Here is a 17,523-nt window from a genome sequence, read left to right as displayed (position 1 = left end):
GCCCATGTCCGCCACGACAAAGCCGAAGCGCCCGCCCAATCCCCTGATGCGCAACCGCAATTTCCTGTGGCTGCTGGGTGGCGGCGTCATTTCCATGCTGGGCGATCAGTTCAGCCTATTGGCCATGCCGTGGCTGGTGCTGGCCGTGACCAACGACACCCTGGCCATGGGCCTGGTGCTGGGCTTGATCAGCCTGCCGCGCGCCGTGTTCCTGCTGGTGGGTGGCGCCCTGGTGGACCGCTATCCCGCGCGCAGCGTGCTATTGCTGACCAAGTACGTGAACGCGGTGCTGTTGGGCGGATTGGGCGCTGGGGTGCTGACCGGCACCCTGACCATTCCCGTGCTGTGCGTGGTGGCCTTCGGCATCGGCCTGGCCAGCGCCTTCAGCATTCCGGCCGGCACCACCATCCTGCCCCGGGTGGTTCCGGGCGATCAGTTGCAGGCCGCCAACGGCATGATGATGGGCCTGCGCCAGGCCACCCTGCTGCTGGGCCCGCTCATGGCCGGCGGCCTGATCGCCATGGTGGGCGGCAGCGGCAAGGCCGCCGCCGGCGCACAAGCCCCTGGGGCGCCCAGCGACTTGGCCGGCCTAGGCGCCGCCTTCCTGGTGGATTGCGCCACCTTCGTCATCTCCGCCCTGACCCTGTACCAGGTGCGCATGCTGACCCTGCCGGGTGACGGCCCGGCGCGGAAGGGGGAAAGCCTGGGCGCCGTCTTCCGCTCCATCGGCGACGGCATCCGCCATTTCTGGCGGGATCCGGAGCTTAGGGCCCTGTGCCTCTATTTTTCCGCCACCACCTTCTTTATCGGCGGCCCCTTGCAGGCGGTGCTGCCCGTCTTCGCCCGCGACCGGCTGGCGGATGGCGCCGACGGTTTCGGGCTGATGATGGGGCTGCACGGTGTGGGCACCCTGGTGGGCATGACGGTGTCGGGCGCCCGGCCCAACTTCCGCCTGCGCACCCTGGGCGCCACCATCCTGCTGATCGACAGCCTGGTGGCCCTGGTGTTCATGCCCATGGGCCTGGCCCAGCACACCTGGCAGGCGGCCCTGCTGATGGCCATCGCCGGCAGCCTGGCGGGCTTCATCCAGATCGGCGTCTTCACCTGGATCCAGCGTCGCATCCCGCCCGCCATGCTGGGCCGGGGCATGAGCCTGTTCATGTTCATCGTCATGAGCCTGGCGCCCCTGTCGTCCGCCCTGTGCGGCTGGCTCATGCGCTACGTCCCGCCGCAGGTCATGTTCCTGGGCAGCGGCTTGGCGCTGTGGGGCATCGTGGCCCTGGGCCTGACATCGAAGTCGCTGCGCGCCATCGCCATGCCGGCCCGCACCCCACCGGCGGCGGCACCGGCGGAAACGCCCATCGAAAACCCCGCGGCGGTGTAGCGCCCCGCCGGCGGGCGGCTAGCCCGAACGGCCCTCTCCGTTTGGCAGCCTCCCCCCGGCCGGGGGCCGATGTTAGGGTATCCGCCGTCCCGACCGACCTCTTCTTCCCCGAAGGAACGGCCAGATGACGCCACCCGATATCCCCGATACCGACCTTCAGGCCATCGACCCGGCGCGCGCCCTGTACAGCCAGGATCCCGATGGGGCGGCCGCCCGCATGCGCCATCTGTTCCAGGCCGGCACGGCGGGCCAGGCGGCGGACTGCCGCGCGCTGGCGGAACTGCTGCTGAACGCCGCCACCGATATGACGGCGGGTGACGCGCTGGCGGTGGAGGCCATCCTGGACCGTCAGCCGCCGGAAATGCGCGGCTGGCTGTTGCAGCGCGCGACGGCCCTGGCGGCGGCCAGCGGCGTTGTGCGGCACAAGATCGCCAGCGCCGCAAACCTGCAATGACGCGGGCGGTGGCCGTGCCCCGCCATCGTTAAGAAATTGGAAGGTAATCCCGGCGGACAATGGTTTATTCCGCCCGGCCTCCCTTGTTAGCCCTTCCCGGCGCGGATCTTCCCCGCAGCGTCGCCGCCAGGAAGCGATGTCCCATCCCTCCGCCGCAGTCCGTTCCCCCCAAGCCCGTTCCCCCCAAGTCCGTTCCCTCGGCGCGCGCCGCCCTGTGCGGCTGGCGGCGCTGTGCCTGGGTGCCTTGCTGGGGATGGCGTCGGCGGCCCTGGCAGGAGAGGCGGCGGTGTCCCTGACGTTGATCACCGAGGAAAACCCGCCGCTGAACTATACCGACCCCGCCACGGGGCGGCTGACGGGCATCATGGGCGATTTGCTGCCGTCGCTGATGACGGCGGCGGGCATCGCCTACCAGGTGCAGGTCATGCCGTGGCGCCGCGGCTATCACACGGTGCAGGAGGTACCGGGAACCTGCCTGTTCGCGGTGAACCAGACGCCGGAGCGGCAGACCCAATTCCAGTGGGTGGCGCCCATCGCGCAAGGCGGCGCCGCCCTGTTCGCCCGGGCGAACTGGCTGCACTACGATCGCGCCCATCCCGACGGCACCCACCCCCTGGCCAGCCTGGACGAGGTGAAGACCCTGGCGGCCGAGGCCCAGGCGCGGGGGACGCCGCTGTCCATCCTGGTGCCGGTGGGCACCATGCTCGCCACCACCCTGCGCGACCAGGGGCTGGACATCACCGAGGTGTCACTGGCCAACCAGATGCCCATGCTGGCCGCCGGGCGCGCCGACCTGGCCGCCGCCGGCGCCATCAGCGGCCGCTGGCTGGCCCGCCAGGCGGGGGTGGCGATCGAGCCGGTGCTGACCTTCAGCGTGGCCCCGGTGGGCATCGCCTGCAACCTGGGCACCGACCCCGCCCTGGTGGCCCGTCTGCGCACAGCGCTTGACGGCTTGCGGCGCGATGGCACACTGGATCGCGTTATCCGGAACTATCAGTAAAGCTTGGCGGTTTCCCCCGTTGCCCTGCCGCCCGCGTCCGTGTCATTGAGGCGGAATCCAGGGGCGGACACGAGGAAACGGACATGGCCAAGATCGTGGTGACAGGAGCCACCGGGTTCGTGGGCCGCGCCCTGCTGCCCCGCCTGCTGGCCGGCGGGCATGAGGTCATCGCGGTGGTGCGCAATGCCGGCGTGGGCCTGGCCGCGGGCGTGACCCCGGTAGCCGTGGGCGACCTGGCCGGCCCGGTGAACTGGGCCCCGGTGCTGGAGGGGGCGCAGGCCCTGGTTCACCTGGCGGGCCTGGCGCATCAGCGCAACGTCACGCCGACCGCGCTGCAGGCCCTGAACGTCACCGCCACCGTGCGCCTGGCCCAGGCGGCGCAGGCGGCGGGGCTGCGTCGCCTGGTCTATGTCAGCAGCGTCAAGGCGCAGGGCGACCACAGCCCCGGCCGCCCCCTGACGGAACTGGATCCCGCCTTGCCGGAGGACGCCTATGGACAGTCCAAGCGGGCGGCGGAAGAGGCGCTGACCACCCTGTGCCCGCCGGACGGCCCCCTGTCGCTGGCCATCTTGCGGCCGCCTTTGGTTCACGGGCCGGGGGTGAAGGCCAACATGGCGGCCTTGCTGCGCCTGGCCACGCACTGGCCCGTGGTGCCCCTGGGCGGCATCGTCAACCGGCGCAGCCTGGTCAGTCTGGACACACTGGCCGACGCCATCACCCGGGCGGTGGAGCGAGCCGAAATCACCGGCACTTTCCTGGTGGCCGACCAGCCCGCCCTGTCCACCAGCGCCCTGGTGGCCACCCTTGCCGCCGCCGCCGGCAAGCGGCCATGGCTGGTCTCCCTGCCGGCGGCGTTCTGGAGCCTGGCCGGCCGCCTTCCCCGCCTGTCCGGCATCGCCGACCGGCTGACGGGATCGCTGGAGGTCGACGACGCGGCCTTCCGCGCCGCCTTCGACTGGCAGCCGCCCCTGAACCAGAACGAGGCCCTGGCCCGCACGGTGCGGGCCTATTTGCACGAGACCCGGTCTAGCCTTTGAACAACCCGGCCGCCCAGTCGACGAATACCCGCACGCGCGGCGATAGCTGACGGTTGTGGGGATAAAGGACCGAGACGGGAATGGGCGGCGGCGGATAGAGGGACAGCACCTCCACCAGCCGTCCCGACGCCAAGTCCGGGCCCAGGTGATAGCGCGGCGTCTGGATCAGGCCCAGGCCCAGGCGGGCAACCTCCGTGAAGCTTTCCGCGCTGGCCACGCTGACCCGGCCCGGCAGGGTGAGGCTGCGCATCTCCTCCCCCACCATGAATTCGAAGGGAAAGGGCCGGCCGGTGGCGGAGGAGACGAAGTTCACCGCCTGATGCCCGTTGGCCAGGTCGTCGGGCGTGGCAGGCACGCCGTGCCGCTCCAGATAGGCGGGGCTGGCCACCGTGGCCTGGGGCATCAGGCCGACGCGGCGGGCGATCAGGGCACTGTCGCGCGGCTCACCCGCGCGCAGCACGCAGTCCACGCCCTCGCGCACCAGGTCCACCAGACGGTCGCCCTCGCTGATGTTCAGCTCAAGGCCGGGGTGGCGGGCCAGGAAATCCGGCAGGGCGGGAAACAGGAAGTGCCGCGCCAACTTGCCATGCACGTCCACCCGCAGCAGGCCCTTGGGATCGGTGGCGCGGAAGGCGTCCTCCGCCTCTTCCACATCGGCCAGCAGGCGCAGGCAGCGCTGGTAGAAGGCCTCGCCATCCAGCGTGGGGCTGACGTGCCGCGTGGTGCGGTTCAGCAGCCGCGTGCCCAGCCGTCCCTCCAGCTGTTGCAGGGTGTGGGTCACGGTCGCCCGGGGCATGCCCAGATCCTCCGCCGCTGCGGTGAAACTGCGCCGTTCCACGATACGGGTGAAGACGCGCATGGCGTCGAAGCGGTCCATGGGTCTGCTGGCCGATTGTTGATCATTTCTGGATAATGATGGCAAACGTACGCCATTTATCCAGGAACAGCCAGAGCGCACCTTTCCTTCATCGAATGCAGCGGCCCGCGACGATGCGGGCTGAACCGAAGGAAAGGATCACGTCATGACCACGAACACGAAGAAGGTTGCGCTGGTGACCGGTGCGTCCCGCGGCATCGGCGCCGCCATCGCCGAGCGGCTGGGCCGCGACGGCCACACCGTCATCATCAACTACGCCGGCAACGCCAACGCCGCCGAGGCCGTGGCCGCCAAGATCGAGGCCGCTGGCGGCCGCGCCCTGACCGTGCAGGCCGACGTGGCCGACGCCGACGCGGTGAAGACCATGTTCGACCGGGTGGAGGCCGCGTTCGGTGGCGTGGACATCCTGGTCAACAACGCGGGCATCATGACCCTGGGCACCATCGCCGACATGGGCGACGACGCCTTCGGCAAGCTGGTGGACATCAACCTGAAGGGCACCTTCAACACCCTGCGCGAGGCGGCGCAGCGCCTGCGCGACGGGGGCCGGGTCATCAATTTCTCCTCCAGCGTCGTGGGGCTGTACCCGCCCACGTACGGCGCGTACGCCGCCACCAAGGCGGCGGTGGAGGCCCTGACCGCCATCATGGCGCAGGAGATGCGCGGCCGGTCCATCACCGTCAACGCCATCGCCCCCGGCCCGACCGCCACCGAGCTGTTCCTAAACGGCAAGCCGCAGGAGGTGGTGGACCGCCTGGCCAAGCAGGCCCCGCTGGAGCGGCTGGGCCAGCCGGAGGACATCGCCGCCGCCGTTTCCTTCCTGGCCGGCCCGGATGGCGCCTGGATCAATGGCCAGGTGCTGCGCGCCAACGGCGGCATCATCTGAACCGGCACCTGAAGGAATGAGGAGCACGCGATCATGAGCCAAGTCATCGTCATCACCGGCGCCTCCAGCGGGTTCGGCGCCCTGGCCGCCCGCGCCCTGGCCCAGGCCGGCCACACCGTCTATGCCACCATGCGCGACACCCGGGGCCGCAACGCCCCGCAGGTGGAAAAAGCCAAGGCCTACGCCGCCGAACATGGCGTGGACCTGCGCACGGCGGAGATGGACGTGCAGTCCGACGCCTCGGTCGAGGCCGCCGTCGCCCAAATCATCAATGAGGCCGGCCGCCTGGACGTCATCGTGCACAACGCCGGCCACATGTCCTTCGGCCCGGCCGAGGCCTTCACCCCGGAGCAGTACGCCGAGCTGTTCGACATCAACGTGCTGAGCACCCAGCGGCTGAACCGGGCGGCGCTGCCGCACCTGCGCCGTCAGGGCAAAGGCCTGGTGGTGTGGGTGTCCAGCAGCAGCACCCGGGGCGGCACCCCACCCTATCTGGCGCCCTACTTCGCCGCCAAGGCCGCCATGGACAGCCTGGCCGTCAGCTACGCCTCGGAACTGACCCGCTGGGGCATCGAAACGGCCATCATCGTCCCGGGCGCCTTCACCAAGGGCACCAACCACTTCGCCCATTCGGGATCGCCGGCCGATACGGACCGCGCCGCCGAATACAACCAGGGGCCCTATGCCGATGTGCCGGATCGCGCGCTGAAGGGCCTGGCGGCGCTGGAGCCGCCGGACGCTGACGCCGCCAGCGTTGCCGAGGCCATCGTGCGGGTGGTGGACCTACCCCATGGCAAGCGCCCCTTCCGCACCCATATCGACCCGTCGCAGGACGGGGCCGAGGTGGTGAACGGTGTCGCCGACCGGGTGCGGGCCGAGATGTTCCGCCGCATCGGGCTGGAGGATCTGCTGTCGCCCACGGTGGCGTGAGCCTGGGGCACCTAACCCGGCGCTGTAGTTTCCTAAACCAACCCGCGTAGACCGGATGGGGGTGCCTTAATACTAGGGCACCCCTTTTTGTCGTGGGAAAGCAGAACACTAGAATTCATTCTCCTTTCCGCCTACGTCGGACTGCTTCATGACAGGTGGCGGTGCCCATGCTAGCGTTCCACCTATGATTGGTGATTTGCAGTCTCATTTCCTGATCCGTGAAAAAGACTTGGGGGCGTCGTTGAAACCCTTGCTGACCGGAGGAAATCTTGAAGAATAATCGTCCCCGTTTCCTGTGGCGCGGCCTGCTGGCCGTCGCCGCCCTGACCACCGTCGCCGCCTGCGGGACGTCCCGGCCCGAGCGGGTGGACCTCAGCCACAGCTACCGCATGGTGGATGAGCGCGGCCGCACCGCCGGCCAGGTGGTGTTCTATCCGGCTGGCGGCGGTGCTGTTTACGACGCCGACAACAACCTGATCGGCAGTGTCGCCCCGCCCAACTCCACCACCATGGCGCCGCCCCCGGCGCCGGTGCCGCGCAACTATCCCTAAAGTTCTCCCGGCCCTCAGACACGTGGTTCCCCCTCCCGCCTGAGGCTCCTTGGGTGGGGACGGCAGCCCCCGTCCCCACCCATTTTCCTGCGCGCGTGCCGCGAAAAATTTCTAGGCGCGCGGCAGTGGGCTGCGCCTGGGCTTTAAGCTTTTCGGCGGAAAAGCGGCCCCTTCCCCGCATTGACGGCCCTCCGACCCCATGGCATTGAGGCTGGATCGGCCCTGCGCGGCCGCTCAAGAAATACCGGCCAAGAACTTAGGGGAGACGCCGTTCCATGAGCCTGCCGCCCGTCCTTGCCCAGAACCTGGCGCTGCCGGTCATCGCGTCGCCCATGTTCATCGTGTCCAACCCGGATCTGGTCATCGCCCAATGCCTGGGCGGCATCGTCGGGTCCTTCCCCGCGCTGAACGCCCGGCCGAAGGAGGCGCTGGACGACTGGCTGACACGGATCGACACCACCCTGGCCGACGCCCGCGCCGCCCATCCGGACGCCAAGATCGCGCCCTATGCCGTGAACCAGATCATCCACCAGTCCAACGACCGGCTGGAGCATGACATGGAGGTGTGCGTGCGCCACAAGGTGCCGATCATCATCACCTCCCTGCGGGCGCCCGGCGACATCGTGCCTCACGTCCACGGCTACGGCGGCTTGGTGTTCCATGACGTCATCAGCCTGCGCCATGCGGAAAAGGCGCTGGAGGCCGGGGTGGACGGGCTGATCCTGGTGGCCGCCGGCGCCGGCGGCCATGCCGGGGCGCTGAGCCCCTTCGCCCTGGTGGGGGAGGTGCGGCGCTTCTACGACGGCCCCATCATCCTGTCCGGCGCCATCGCCACCGGCGACGCTATCCTGGCGGCCCAGGCCATGGGGGCGGACCTCGCCTACATGGGCACCCGCTTCATCGCCACGGCCGAGGCCAACGCCGCCGCCGGCTACAAGCAGGCCATCGTTGACGCCAGCGCGTCCGACATCGTCTACACGCCCTTCTTCACCGGCGTCGCCGGCAACTACCTGAAGTCCAGCATCGTGGCCGCCGGCATGGATCCGGACAACCTGCCCCAGGTGGACCGCAGCAAGATGAACTTCGGCGCGGCCGCCTCGGGCGCCAAGGCCTGGAAGGACATCTGGGGCGCCGGCCAGGGCGTGGGCGCCATCGGCAACGTGTTGCCCACCGCCGACCTGATCGCGAAGCTTAAAGACGAATACGCGACCGCCAGGAAGCGCCTGCTGGGCCTGTAAGAGTCCTCATGAACGGAGAAGGGGGGCGCCGGCCGGACCGGCGCGCCCCTTTTGCTGCGGAGGAGGCTTAGTGGTCGGAACCGTGCAGGATCTGGCCACGGATGCCGGTGTCGTAGGCCAGACCCGTTTCGGTCACGATGGCGGCGTTGGGGAACTGCGACTTGATCAGGCCCTTGCGCTCCAGCGCCACCCAGGCAGCCTCGTTGGACAGGCCGGTGGCATCGGCCGACATCACGGTGTAAGGCCCCAGATGGAAGTGGTTGCCGTGCGCGTGGGGGAAGCGGTCGACCATCACGCCGCCCTCGACCACCGGCTGGCCCACGCCCTCGAGCCCGGCCAGGACCTGAAGCAGGGTCAGGGTCTTCAGCTGCAGGGCGTTCAGGTTCAGCGGGTTCTTTTTCACGGGCGGCATGGGCGGTTCCTCAAAGGAAAGGCGGTTGGGCAATGGATATGGGGCTGCCATTTACCCCCGCCAGCCCGCCGGGGGCAAGCCGTCAGCAATGCTGGCTCAAATGCTGGCCCGCCCGCGTCAGGTCTTGCCGGCCCGCGTCCACCATCCCGCCGGCAGGTTCAGTTCCAGCAGACCCGCCGCCAGCATGATGCCGCACAGCCACCAGGTCTGCCACACGCCGTAGGAGAAGCAGCCCACCGCGACGGTGGCGGCGATGGCGGCCAGCGCCGTGGCCTGGGCATAGGCCGGCAGGCGCCGCGTGCCCCACGCCAGGCCCACGCCCAGCCATGTGTAGAGCAGGCTGCCCACCACCCCCAGCTCCAGCAGCACCTGCAGGAATATATTGTGCGGATGCAGGGGGATGATGGGGGATTCGGGGTGGAACTTGGAAACCTCGCCCTCATCCGGGATGTTGCGGGAACTGTCCAGTCCCCAGCCGACCAGGGGCTTTTCCAGGATACGGCGGGCGGCCACGTCCCAGATTTCCACCCGGTGGCGGAAGCTCCACGGCATGCGCGCCTCTTCCGTCAGGCCGGCGCGGTGCAGGGCCAGCGAGATGGGGATGGACAGGGTGGGACCGGCCACCAGGGCCACGATCAGCACCACCCGGGCCGTGCGCGCGGAAAGCCGCGCCAGGCCGTAGAACACCAGGCCCATGCCCAGGCCCACCTTGGCCGAAGCGCTGGTGCCGCCCAGCGCCGCCAGGAAGAAGGCCGCCGGCATCACCCAGGCCCACGGCATGGCCCGCCCCACCGGCGGCAACCTCATCGCCGCCAGCGCCGGCAGGCGGGCGATGGCCCCCCGGCCGGTGACCCAGGCCAGGCGTGCCAGGCCCAGACCCAGGGGCCAGGCCAGCGTGGCGAACAGCACGGCGGGCCGGTTCAGCGCCCGGTCATGGTCGACTTTCGTGCCCTCAAGCGCCTTTTCCAGGCGGTAGATGGGCTGGTCGCCGACCACCTCGACGGCGAAGATGGCCAGGCCCACCAGCATGCCGATGACGGCCCAGCGGATGAGCAGCCAGCGTCGCTGCTCATCCACCTCGCGCAGGGTACCGATCCAGAACAGGAAGGGCACCACGGTATAGAGGAAGGTCAGCAGTTGCCCCACGCCGTCCTTGCGCACAGGCGTCCACAACACGGATGCCGCCCCCAGCAGCAAGCACAGCATCAGGGGCAGCAGTGGCGTGGCGCGCCAGGTCGCGCGGGCGGTCAGCAGGGTGGGCAGCCGGCGGGCCGTGAGCGCGTAGAGGATGCCGCCCAGGAAGGACAGGCTGATCAATGCGGGCGCCGTGCCCAAGGGCAGCAAGGCGCAGACGAAGCCCAGCACGGTCAGCAGGAACAGCGTCAGGCCCATCCAGGCCAGGCTGAAGGGTGCCGTTTTCCGGGAGACGGCGGTGGACTCGGCCGCCGGCGGGGCGGCGGGCAAGGGGGACATGACCGGTGCACTGGTTCGCAGTTCGCGCGTGGTCTGGGTGGACGACATCTTGCTCCAGTATATCTCTTCGGCGGCCCAAGGCCCCCCAGCCTGGCCACCAAGGCCCCCACCTTTTACTCGGGAACTGCGATGGTCCTAGCGCTTTTTCATCAGGTCACAGGATAGGCATGGGGATGGCCCGTCACCTGGGCCAGCAATTCAACCGCAGCGTCCGCCACCTGGCCAAGGGAAAGTGCCGCCATCCGGGCCTCGGGCGATGCTCCCGGCGCGGCCGGCGGCGCCACCACGGCCCGAGCCCGGGAACCCCACGGCGCATAGAGGTGCGAGGGGGTGGGCCCGAACAGCCCCAGCGTGGGCGTGCCAGCCGCGGCGGCCACGTGCATCAGGCCGCTGTCGTTGCCGACGAACAGCCGCGCCCGTTCCAGGCAGGCGCCCGCCAGCAGCGGATCGGTGCGTCCCACCAGGTCGATGACCCGGCCAACACCCAACGCGACCCCCAGGGCGTCCAGCACCGGCGCGCAGCGCGACCGTTCCGCTTCCGCCGCCAGGACCATGACCCGGGCGGGACAGGGACCGGCCGCGAGCGGGCCGGCCAGCATCCGTAAGGCCAGCGCGGCGAAGCGATCCGCCGGCCATTCCTTACCCGTCCAGTTGGCGGCGGGGCCCAGCGCCAAGATCGGGGCCCCGGTGTCGGGTCCTAAAAGGACGCGCGCCTCGTCGCGGATGGCGTCATTCAGGAACAAGCGGGGGTTGGGCGGCGGGTCCAGCCCCAGCACCAGGCCCAGGGACACGACCTTGGGCTGGCGATCGTCACCCCCCCGGAAGGTGGCGCGGCGACGGGCCAGGATCAGGCGGGACACGGCGCTGTCGCGCAGGTCCACCACCAAATCCCAGCGGCGGCCCGCCACCTGCCGCCACAGGTCCAGCCAATGGCCGGCCAGGCGCCGCTTGGGCATGGCAATGATCTCGTCCAGGCGGGGCATGGCGCGGAACAGGGGGGCGGCGATGGGACCGCAGGCGATGGTGAAGCGCGCGTCCGGCATCTGGTCCACCAGATGCCCCAGCAGGCCGGTTGTCAGCACCGCGTCGCCCAGACGGGTGGAGGTGATGAACAAAACCCGCAACAGACTGGCCCCCAACCCACGGCATGACCCCGGCGACCGGCCCCTTATACAAGCGCCCTCAGACGCTTGCCAATGCGGCGATGGCGATCGACCCTTGCATACGGGTGGGAACCCTTGCGGCGGGACGCGCCACCCCTTACCTGTTGAAGCACCCCTTTGGGAAAACTGTTCAGGTCCGGCATCATGACTGAAGGCGTCGCATTTTCCTGGTCCCTGGTCGCCCACGGGGCGGCGGGCCGGCTTGCCGACCGGGGCGTGCTGGCGCTGACGGGGCCCGACGCCCGCACCTTCCTGCAGGGGCTGATCACCAACGACGTTCGCCGCGTCAGCCCCTCTCACGCCATCTACGCCTTGTTCCTGACCGCCCAAGGCAAGTTCCTGCACGAGCTGTTCGTGACCGCCCAGGTGGATGCCGACGGCAACGAAACCCTGTTGATCGAGACGGAGGCGGCGCGGGCGCCCGACCTGCTGCGCCGCCTGTCGATGTACAAGCTGCGGTCCAAGGTGACCTTGGCCGATGTCAGCGCCCAGTGGGCCGTGGGCGTGGCCCTGGACGGGGCGGCGGACGCCGCGCCTGGTACCGCGGGGACCATGGAAACGCCGGAGGGCCCGGCCATCGCCTACGTCGATCCGCGCCATGCCGGCCTGGGCTTGCGCCTGCTGCTGCCCCGCCCGGTGGCGGAGAGCCTGCCCGACGCGGCCGACGCCTACGCCCGGCGCCGGCTGGGCCTGGGCGTGCCGGATGGCAGCCGGGACCTGGTGCCGGAAAAGTCCATTCCGCTCGAGAACGGCATGGACAGCCTGTCCGCCGTGGCCTTCGACAAGGGCTGCTACATGGGTCAGGAACTGACAGCCCGCACCCACTATCGCGCCCTGATCCGCAAACGCCTGATGCGGGTGACGGCAACCGACGGGCAAGCCCTGCCCGCCGCCGGCACGCCGGTGCTGTGGGGGGAACGCGAGGTGGGCGAAATGCGCAGCAGCCTGGGGCCCCTGGGCCTCGCGGTCCTGCGGATCGAGGACGTGGAAAAGCCCGACGTGGCCCTGAGCTGCGGCGGCGTGCCGCTGACGGTCAGTGGCCCGGTGCCGGCGCCCCGGCCTTGAGCGCGGCGGCCGCCGCGGCCTCGGCCGAGGCGATCAGTTCGGCGTAGAGCCGTTCCAGCGCCTCCAGGCTGGTGGCCTGGTTGTAGGCGGGCAGCTCCGGCCGGTGACGCAGGCGGAGCCCGGCCCCACGGGCCTGCGCCATCGCCTCCAGCGCCACGTTCAACTGCTCCGCCAAATCATCGGCGTCGCCCAAGGCCGCCAGGGGAGCCAGGGCCAAGCCGCTACCCGTTCGTGCCCCATCGGCCGCGCTGAACACATCCCCGCCATCCTGCGACGGCGGCTGCAGGATGGTGCGGGCCCCTTCCGAAGCGGAGGCTACCACAGGCACACCGGCGTCCAGCGCCTCCAGGAACACCAGGCCGAACGGTTCGAACCGGGAGGGGGAGCAGAACAGGTCGGCGGCGTGGTAGAAATCCTTCACATCGCCCCGAAAGCCCAGGAAGCGGATGGCCGGGCAGTCCGCCGCCTGTTGGCGCAGGGCCCCCATCTCGGGCCCATCGCCAACGATTGCCAGCTTGAGGTGCGGGTGGTCCAACCCGCGCACCGCGCTGACCAACAGGTCGAAGCCCTTTTCCCGGATCAGCGGGCCCACACCCAAGGCCAGCACGTCGCCCGGCAGTTCCGCACCCATTTCCGCGCGCAGCGCGGCGATGCGGCCGGCATGCGGGATGGGATGGGCCTGCCGCCACAGGTTCACGCGGGCGATGCGCCCCTCGAATCCGCCCAGCTTGGCCTCTTGCGCCTGCCAATCGGTGGTGGCGACCACGGCGTCGTGGTTCTGGTACCACCGGCGGCGGTAGTCGGGGTGCATGGTGGCCAACAAGGACGGGCGGCCCGGCAACAGCGGCCGCAGACGGCCCACGGTCTGGCCCGCGCGGCCGCCATGGCAATGGATGACATCCGGCCGGAAGCGGCGGATATGGCTCCAGATCCCCGGAGCCATGAGGCCGGGGCCCACCGTCACCACCCGCAGTCCCGGCAGCGCGCCCGAGGGCGGCAGCTGGTCACGGATGGAACGGCCGCCCGCGTCGGCGCAGTCAGCCCGGACGATCAGCAGAACGTCATGGTGGCGCGCCTGGGCCATCGCCAGTTCCGCGACATGGCGTTCCGCCCCCCGGAACCCTTTGGACAATATAATCTGGACGATACGCATACAGGCCCTCGATACGAAACCCGCGCAGCCACAACGGCGCAGACAACCGGGCCTCCTCACCCAGGATCCAGGCGCACCAACCTCGCCCGACCTGACCCTTCCTACGCCCTGCCCGGCGTGGGGGCAAGCCCCCGCCCCGCGCCCGGCATTAAGGTCGCAATCGCCGCACCCAGGTCGCGCGGTCTTGGTACGCGCCTGATGACGCCAACCCATCATCATGCCAGCCGGCGCAAAGTGCTTAAGTACAAAGTCATTGACGAAGATGGGGCGCCCTCCCACACCATGCGCCCTGGGCCGGGGCGCCCTGGGCCGGGGCGCCCCGGCAACCGGCGTGTGTGGAATGGCCGGCGTGTGTGGAACGGGACGACAGGCAGGTGGGGGGTATGAGGTCAGGGGTCAATTCATCGCACGGCGCCGCCAGAGGGGGCCACGCCGGCAGCCTGCGGCGCGCCAGCGGCTGGATCGCCGCCCTGGTCGTTGCCGCATCGGTCGCCCTGGTGGCGGCCGCGACCTACAACATGGCCCTGTTCAGCCGTGTCGACCGGTCGCTGGATGAGACGCCGGCTGCAGCCGCCGCCAAATCCCGCGCCCTGGATGAGGCGCGGTCGGCCCTGGGCAACGGCGGGCTTCTGAACGCGCTGGCCGTATACGCCGAAACCGGCAGCGCCCAGGCGCGGACCGACATCGCCCAGGCGCTGGAGACGGCGGACCGCAACGTCCGCGCCTTCGAAGGCAACCGCCTGACCACGGCCGAATCAGATCTGGCGCGCGACCTGCACCGCCTGATCGACCGCTATCGCGCGGCGGTGAACGCCGCCGGCGACAAGCCGCAGGCCCTGTCCGGCGCCACCGGCCTGTCGCTGATGACCCTGCACGCCGCCGTGGCCGACCGCATCGCCCAGCTGCGCCGGCAGGAGGTGCAGACCACGGCCGACGTGCTGGCCGCCCCCGCCCGCGCCGGATTCTGGCTGGGAATCGCCGCCGTGGGCGCCATGCTGGCCACGGCGGCGGCGACCCTGTGGCTGATCCGTCTGCGCCTGCTGGTGCCGCTGGCCCAGTTGCGCGACAGCGTGGGCGGAGTCGCCCGGGGGGATTGGCGCGTGCCCGTGGCCGGCACCGACCGCGCGGACGAGCTGGGCGACATGGCCCGCGCCATCGAGGGCTTCCGCCGCCAGGTGGCCGACCTGCCCGACGTGTCCATCATCACCGAGAACGGGCGCGTGCGCCTGAAGTTCGATGGCGACGCCGGCGATCTGTTCGACCAGCTGACCACCCGCCTGCGCAGCGCCGGCGACACCCTGGCCGGCAACGGTGACGCCGTGTCCACCCTGGTGGCCGACACGCGGCGCGACCTGACCGGCCTGCTGAGCGGCACCCGGCGCGACCTGACGGAATTGCTGGGCGACACCCGGCAGGAGCTGACCGACAGCGTGCGGCGCATGGGCGAGCTGTGCGGCGTCGTGGCCAAAGCCGCCGGCGACAGCAACCGCGAGATCAAGGAGGCGACGGAGTTGCTGAGCCGCGCCGCCCTGCAGGTCCACGCCTTCGACGACCGGGGCGGCGGTGGCGGGCTGGACAACCTGGTGGAGGCGTTGCGCCGCAATGCCGACCTGGTGGCCAACACCGTGTTGACGGCCGGCGAAGACGTGGGGCGCGTCGTGCGCGGCCTGTCGGAGACGGAGGGGGAGCTGCGCCGCGCCACGAGCGAGGCGCAACAGGCCAACGAGCGCATGAACAGCGCCATGGGCGACCTGCAGAACAAGCTGCTGGCCTCGGTCAAGCTGCTGCGCGCCTCGGGCGAGATGCTGGCCAGCAGTTCCGCCGAGGCCACCGCCGGCCTGACGCGCGCGACGGAGGCGGTGGGCAACAGCGACCGCAACCTGCAGGCCGCCCTGGCCCACGCCGGTGATCGGCTGGAACGGGTGACGGGCCGGGTGGAAGGTTCCGCCGAAATGCTGCGCGGCACGGCGGACGAGGTCACGCGCAACCTGTCGGGCGCGCTGGACGGCCTGAACCGCGCCAATCGCCTGATCGAGACGGCGGCCGAGGCCAACAGCACCCGCCTGGAGCCGGTGGCGGAAAGCCTGGCGGCGGTGCAGCGCGACCTGGCGGGGGCGGCCGCGGGCGTGGCGCTGCGCGCGGGCGAGATGACCCGCACCCTGGACAGCCTGGGCAAGATATCGGAGGCCATGCGCGCCGAGCTGGAGCGCCGCAGCGCCGACCCCGACCAGAAGGCCGCCGCCGACGAGGCCATCGCCCGGCTGGAGGTCACGGCCCACGCGCTGGGGGACCGGGCCGGCAGCATCGGCGACACCGCCACCCGCCTGTCGGACATGCTGGCCGCCGGCCTGGGCGACGCCGGGACGCGGGTGGAGGAAGCGGTGCGCGACCTGCGGCGGGAGGCCACCAGCCTGGCGACCGACGCCAGCGGCGCCACCAACGCCCTGAACCGCGCCCTGGCCCGCCAGGATGAGGCGACGGAATCTCTACGCGCCCTGACCGGCGGACTGACGGAGGCGTTGGCGCCGCGCATCGATCCCAACCTGGCCACCGTGCAGTCCCTGGCCGACGGCCTGCGCATCCGCATGGAGGCGGCCGACCGCACCATCCGCGGCCTGCTGGACCTGACCGGCGACCTGAAGGCCCTGGTCGACAGCAGCCGCGCCCACGAGCAGGCCAGCACCGCCGCCACCAAGGATCTGGGCGATCGGCTGGCCGCCATCGCCGAACAGCTGCGCGCCACCGCCGGGGGCTGACGACCGTCCGGCGCGGCGCCATAAAAAAGGGCGGGGGCCATACAGCCGCCGCCCTTTTGCTTTTCCAACTGCTCCGCTTACTTCGCAGCTGGGGCGGCTGGCGCCGCCGGGGCGGATGTCGGAGCCGGGGCGGCGGTGCCCACCGGCACCAGGGTGACGTTCACCGTACTGTCGTACTTGTTGTCGGCACCGCTGGCGCTGTCGATGGCCCAGCCGATGCCGCCCCCGGCCAGGATATTGCCGACGGTGGCACCGGCGGTGCCGGATTTGTTCAGGAAGGTCGCTTCCTGGAAGCCATCCTTGCTGCAGCGGATGGTGATGTCGTGCTTGGTCTTCTTCACCGTGGCCGACGCCGGGGTCTGACTGACCCGGGCGATGACCGTGCCCTCCCGCTCCAGCGCGCAATTGGCCCCGGCCGGGTTGGTGTTGACGGTGATTTCCTGGGAGGTGCCCTCCATGATGGAGGAGCAGGCCGACAGGCTGAATATGGCGAAAGTGGCAGCAAGCGCCAACCGAATATGCATATGGAGTCACCACTAAAGAGATAGTAATGGCCGGAGCATATTGGTTGCTGATTTGTGAATCATCGCATGAATATGGTTAAGGACGTCGCGATTGAGCGACATAGTGTCGCAGCGGCGCGGTGCCTCAGCCGTCACGCGCCGTCGTCGCCGGACGCGGCATCATAAGCCCGGCGGCTGGCGCGGATGGCGGGCTGGTGCAGGGCGGCCCATTGGGCCAGGTGCGCCAGATGGGTGGAGAAACTGCGGCCCAGGTCGGTCAGGTCGTATTCCACTTGCGGCGGGGTGGTGGGGAACACCGTACGGCGGGCCAGGCCGTCGCGTTCCAGCTTGCGCAGGGTCTGCGCCAGCATGCGTTGGGAGATGCCGTCGATGGCGCGGCGCAGGGCGTTGAAACGGGCGGGGCCCCCATCCAGGTGACGAATGACCAACACGCTCCACGCGTCGCCCAGGCGGTCCAGCACGTCGCGCACCGGGCAAACGCCATCCTCCGCGTCGGGGCGATATCCGGCGGCCACCACGTCCTCGGCGATGACGGGTTCCACGGCTGCTTCGGGCGTGCGTCCGTCCATGAGTATCTCCGTCCTGAGCGCCAATCCATACCGGCGCCGGTGGTAATGCCG

General features: G+C 70.3%; 17 protein-coding genes. 10 read left to right on the top strand and 7 right to left on the bottom strand.

What is annotated here, in order from left to right; genetic code table 11:
• Nucleotides 1-4: 4 nt before the first annotated feature.
• The 4 genes from FBZ89_RS14690 (at nt 5) to FBZ89_RS14675 (ending at nt 3,875) form a co-directional block, all read left to right on the top strand.
• Entirely contained in the window at nt 5-1,384 is a 1,380-nt protein-coding gene (locus tag FBZ89_RS14690; RefSeq protein ID WP_145750722.1) for an MFS transporter, read from the top strand.
• 124 nt (nt 1,385-1,508) lie between these two features.
• Nucleotides 1,509-1,838, top strand: coding sequence for a hypothetical protein (locus tag FBZ89_RS14685; protein WP_145750721.1), 330 nt, complete (start codon nt 1,509-1,511; stop codon nt 1,836-1,838).
• Nucleotides 1,839-1,974: 136 nt separating this feature from the next.
• Nucleotides 1,975-2,838, top strand: coding sequence for a substrate-binding periplasmic protein (locus FBZ89_RS14680; protein ID WP_145750720.1), 864 nt, complete (start codon nt 1,975-1,977; stop codon nt 2,836-2,838).
• 83 nt (nt 2,839-2,921) lie between these two features.
• The gene (locus tag FBZ89_RS14675; RefSeq protein ID WP_145750719.1) at nt 2,922-3,875 is read left to right on the top strand and encodes an NAD-dependent epimerase/dehydratase family protein; all 954 of its coding nucleotides are present in this window, start codon (nt 2,922-2,924) and stop codon (nt 3,873-3,875) included.
• On the opposite strand, the gene FBZ89_RS14670 is transcribed toward FBZ89_RS14675, so the two are convergent.
• Entirely contained in the window at nt 3,865-4,752 is an 888-nt protein-coding gene (locus FBZ89_RS14670) for a LysR family transcriptional regulator (protein WP_145750718.1), read from the bottom strand. The genes FBZ89_RS14675 and FBZ89_RS14670 overlap by 11 nt on opposite strands.
• Nucleotides 4,753-4,897: 145 nt before the next feature.
• Between FBZ89_RS14670 and FBZ89_RS14665 the strand changes: the two genes are divergently transcribed.
• From FBZ89_RS14665 to FBZ89_RS14650, 4 genes are all read left to right on the top strand, one after another.
• Entirely contained in the window at nt 4,898-5,638 is a 741-nt protein-coding gene (locus FBZ89_RS14665; RefSeq protein WP_145750717.1) for an SDR family oxidoreductase, read from the top strand.
• A 33-nt stretch (nt 5,639-5,671) separates the two neighbouring features.
• Nucleotides 5,672-6,568, top strand: coding sequence for an SDR family oxidoreductase (locus tag FBZ89_RS14660; protein ID WP_211115239.1), 897 nt, complete (start codon nt 5,672-5,674; stop codon nt 6,566-6,568).
• A gap of 269 nt (nt 6,569-6,837) precedes the next feature.
• A complete protein-coding gene (locus FBZ89_RS14655; RefSeq protein ID WP_145750715.1) occupies nt 6,838-7,119 on the top strand; it encodes a hypothetical protein in 282 nt (93 codons plus the stop codon).
• A gap of 275 nt (nt 7,120-7,394) precedes the next feature.
• Nucleotides 7,395-8,357 carry an NAD(P)H-dependent flavin oxidoreductase gene (locus tag FBZ89_RS14650; RefSeq protein WP_145750714.1) on the top strand — a complete coding sequence of 321 codons (963 nt, stop codon included), beginning with the start codon at nt 7,395-7,397 and terminating at the stop codon, nt 8,355-8,357.
• Nucleotides 8,358-8,424: 67 nt separating this feature from the next.
• Here the strand turns inward: FBZ89_RS14650 and FBZ89_RS14645 are convergent, their stop codons facing one another.
• The 3 genes from FBZ89_RS14645 to FBZ89_RS14635 form a co-directional block, all read right to left on the bottom strand.
• The gene (locus FBZ89_RS14645) at nt 8,425-8,769 is read right to left on the bottom strand and encodes a hypothetical protein (RefSeq protein ID WP_145750713.1); all 345 of its coding nucleotides are present in this window, start codon (nt 8,767-8,769) and stop codon (nt 8,425-8,427) included.
• Between the two features lie 117 nt (nt 8,770-8,886).
• Nucleotides 8,887-10,290, bottom strand: coding sequence for an O-antigen ligase family protein (locus FBZ89_RS31940; protein ID WP_145750712.1), 1,404 nt, complete (start codon nt 10,288-10,290; stop codon nt 8,887-8,889).
• A gap of 101 nt (nt 10,291-10,391) precedes the next feature.
• Nucleotides 10,392-11,366, bottom strand: a complete 975-nt coding sequence (locus FBZ89_RS14635; protein WP_145750711.1) for a glycosyltransferase family 9 protein — start codon at nt 11,364-11,366, stop codon at nt 10,392-10,394.
• 183 nt (nt 11,367-11,549) lie between these two features.
• On the opposite strand from FBZ89_RS14635, the gene ygfZ reads away from it, so the two are divergent.
• Nucleotides 11,550-12,470, top strand: coding sequence for a CAF17-like 4Fe-4S cluster assembly/insertion protein YgfZ (ygfZ, locus tag FBZ89_RS14630; RefSeq protein WP_145750710.1), 921 nt, complete (start codon nt 11,550-11,552; stop codon nt 12,468-12,470).
• Here the strand turns inward: ygfZ and FBZ89_RS14625 are convergent.
• A complete protein-coding gene (locus FBZ89_RS14625; RefSeq protein WP_186457371.1) occupies nt 12,439-13,623 on the bottom strand; it encodes a glycosyltransferase in 1,185 nt (394 codons plus the stop codon). The two genes, ygfZ and FBZ89_RS14625, sit on opposite strands and share 32 nt — an antisense overlap.
• Before the next feature lie 383 nt (nt 13,624-14,006).
• Here FBZ89_RS14625 and FBZ89_RS14620 point away from each other — a divergent pair, with 383 nt between their 5' ends.
• Nucleotides 14,007-16,379, top strand: coding sequence for a HAMP domain-containing protein (locus tag FBZ89_RS14620; RefSeq protein WP_145750708.1), 2,373 nt, complete (start codon nt 14,007-14,009; stop codon nt 16,377-16,379).
• A 77-nt stretch (nt 16,380-16,456) separates the two neighbouring features.
• Here the strand turns inward: FBZ89_RS14620 and FBZ89_RS14615 are convergent, their stop codons facing one another.
• Nucleotides 16,457-16,903, bottom strand: coding sequence for a hypothetical protein (locus tag FBZ89_RS14615; RefSeq protein ID WP_145750707.1), 447 nt, complete (start codon nt 16,901-16,903; stop codon nt 16,457-16,459).
• A gap of 131 nt (nt 16,904-17,034) precedes the next feature.
• The gene (locus FBZ89_RS14610) at nt 17,035-17,472 is read right to left on the bottom strand and encodes a winged helix-turn-helix transcriptional regulator (RefSeq protein ID WP_145750706.1); all 438 of its coding nucleotides are present in this window, start codon (nt 17,470-17,472) and stop codon (nt 17,035-17,037) included.
• Nucleotides 17,473-17,523 lie beyond the last annotated feature (51 nt).

Source organism: Nitrospirillum amazonense (assembly GCF_007828045.1).
GTDB lineage: Bacteria > Pseudomonadota > Alphaproteobacteria > Azospirillales > Azospirillaceae > Nitrospirillum > Nitrospirillum amazonense_C.
The sequence above is the reverse complement of the archived record's forward strand: the minus strand, read 5'-3'. Positions and strand labels throughout refer to the sequence as shown.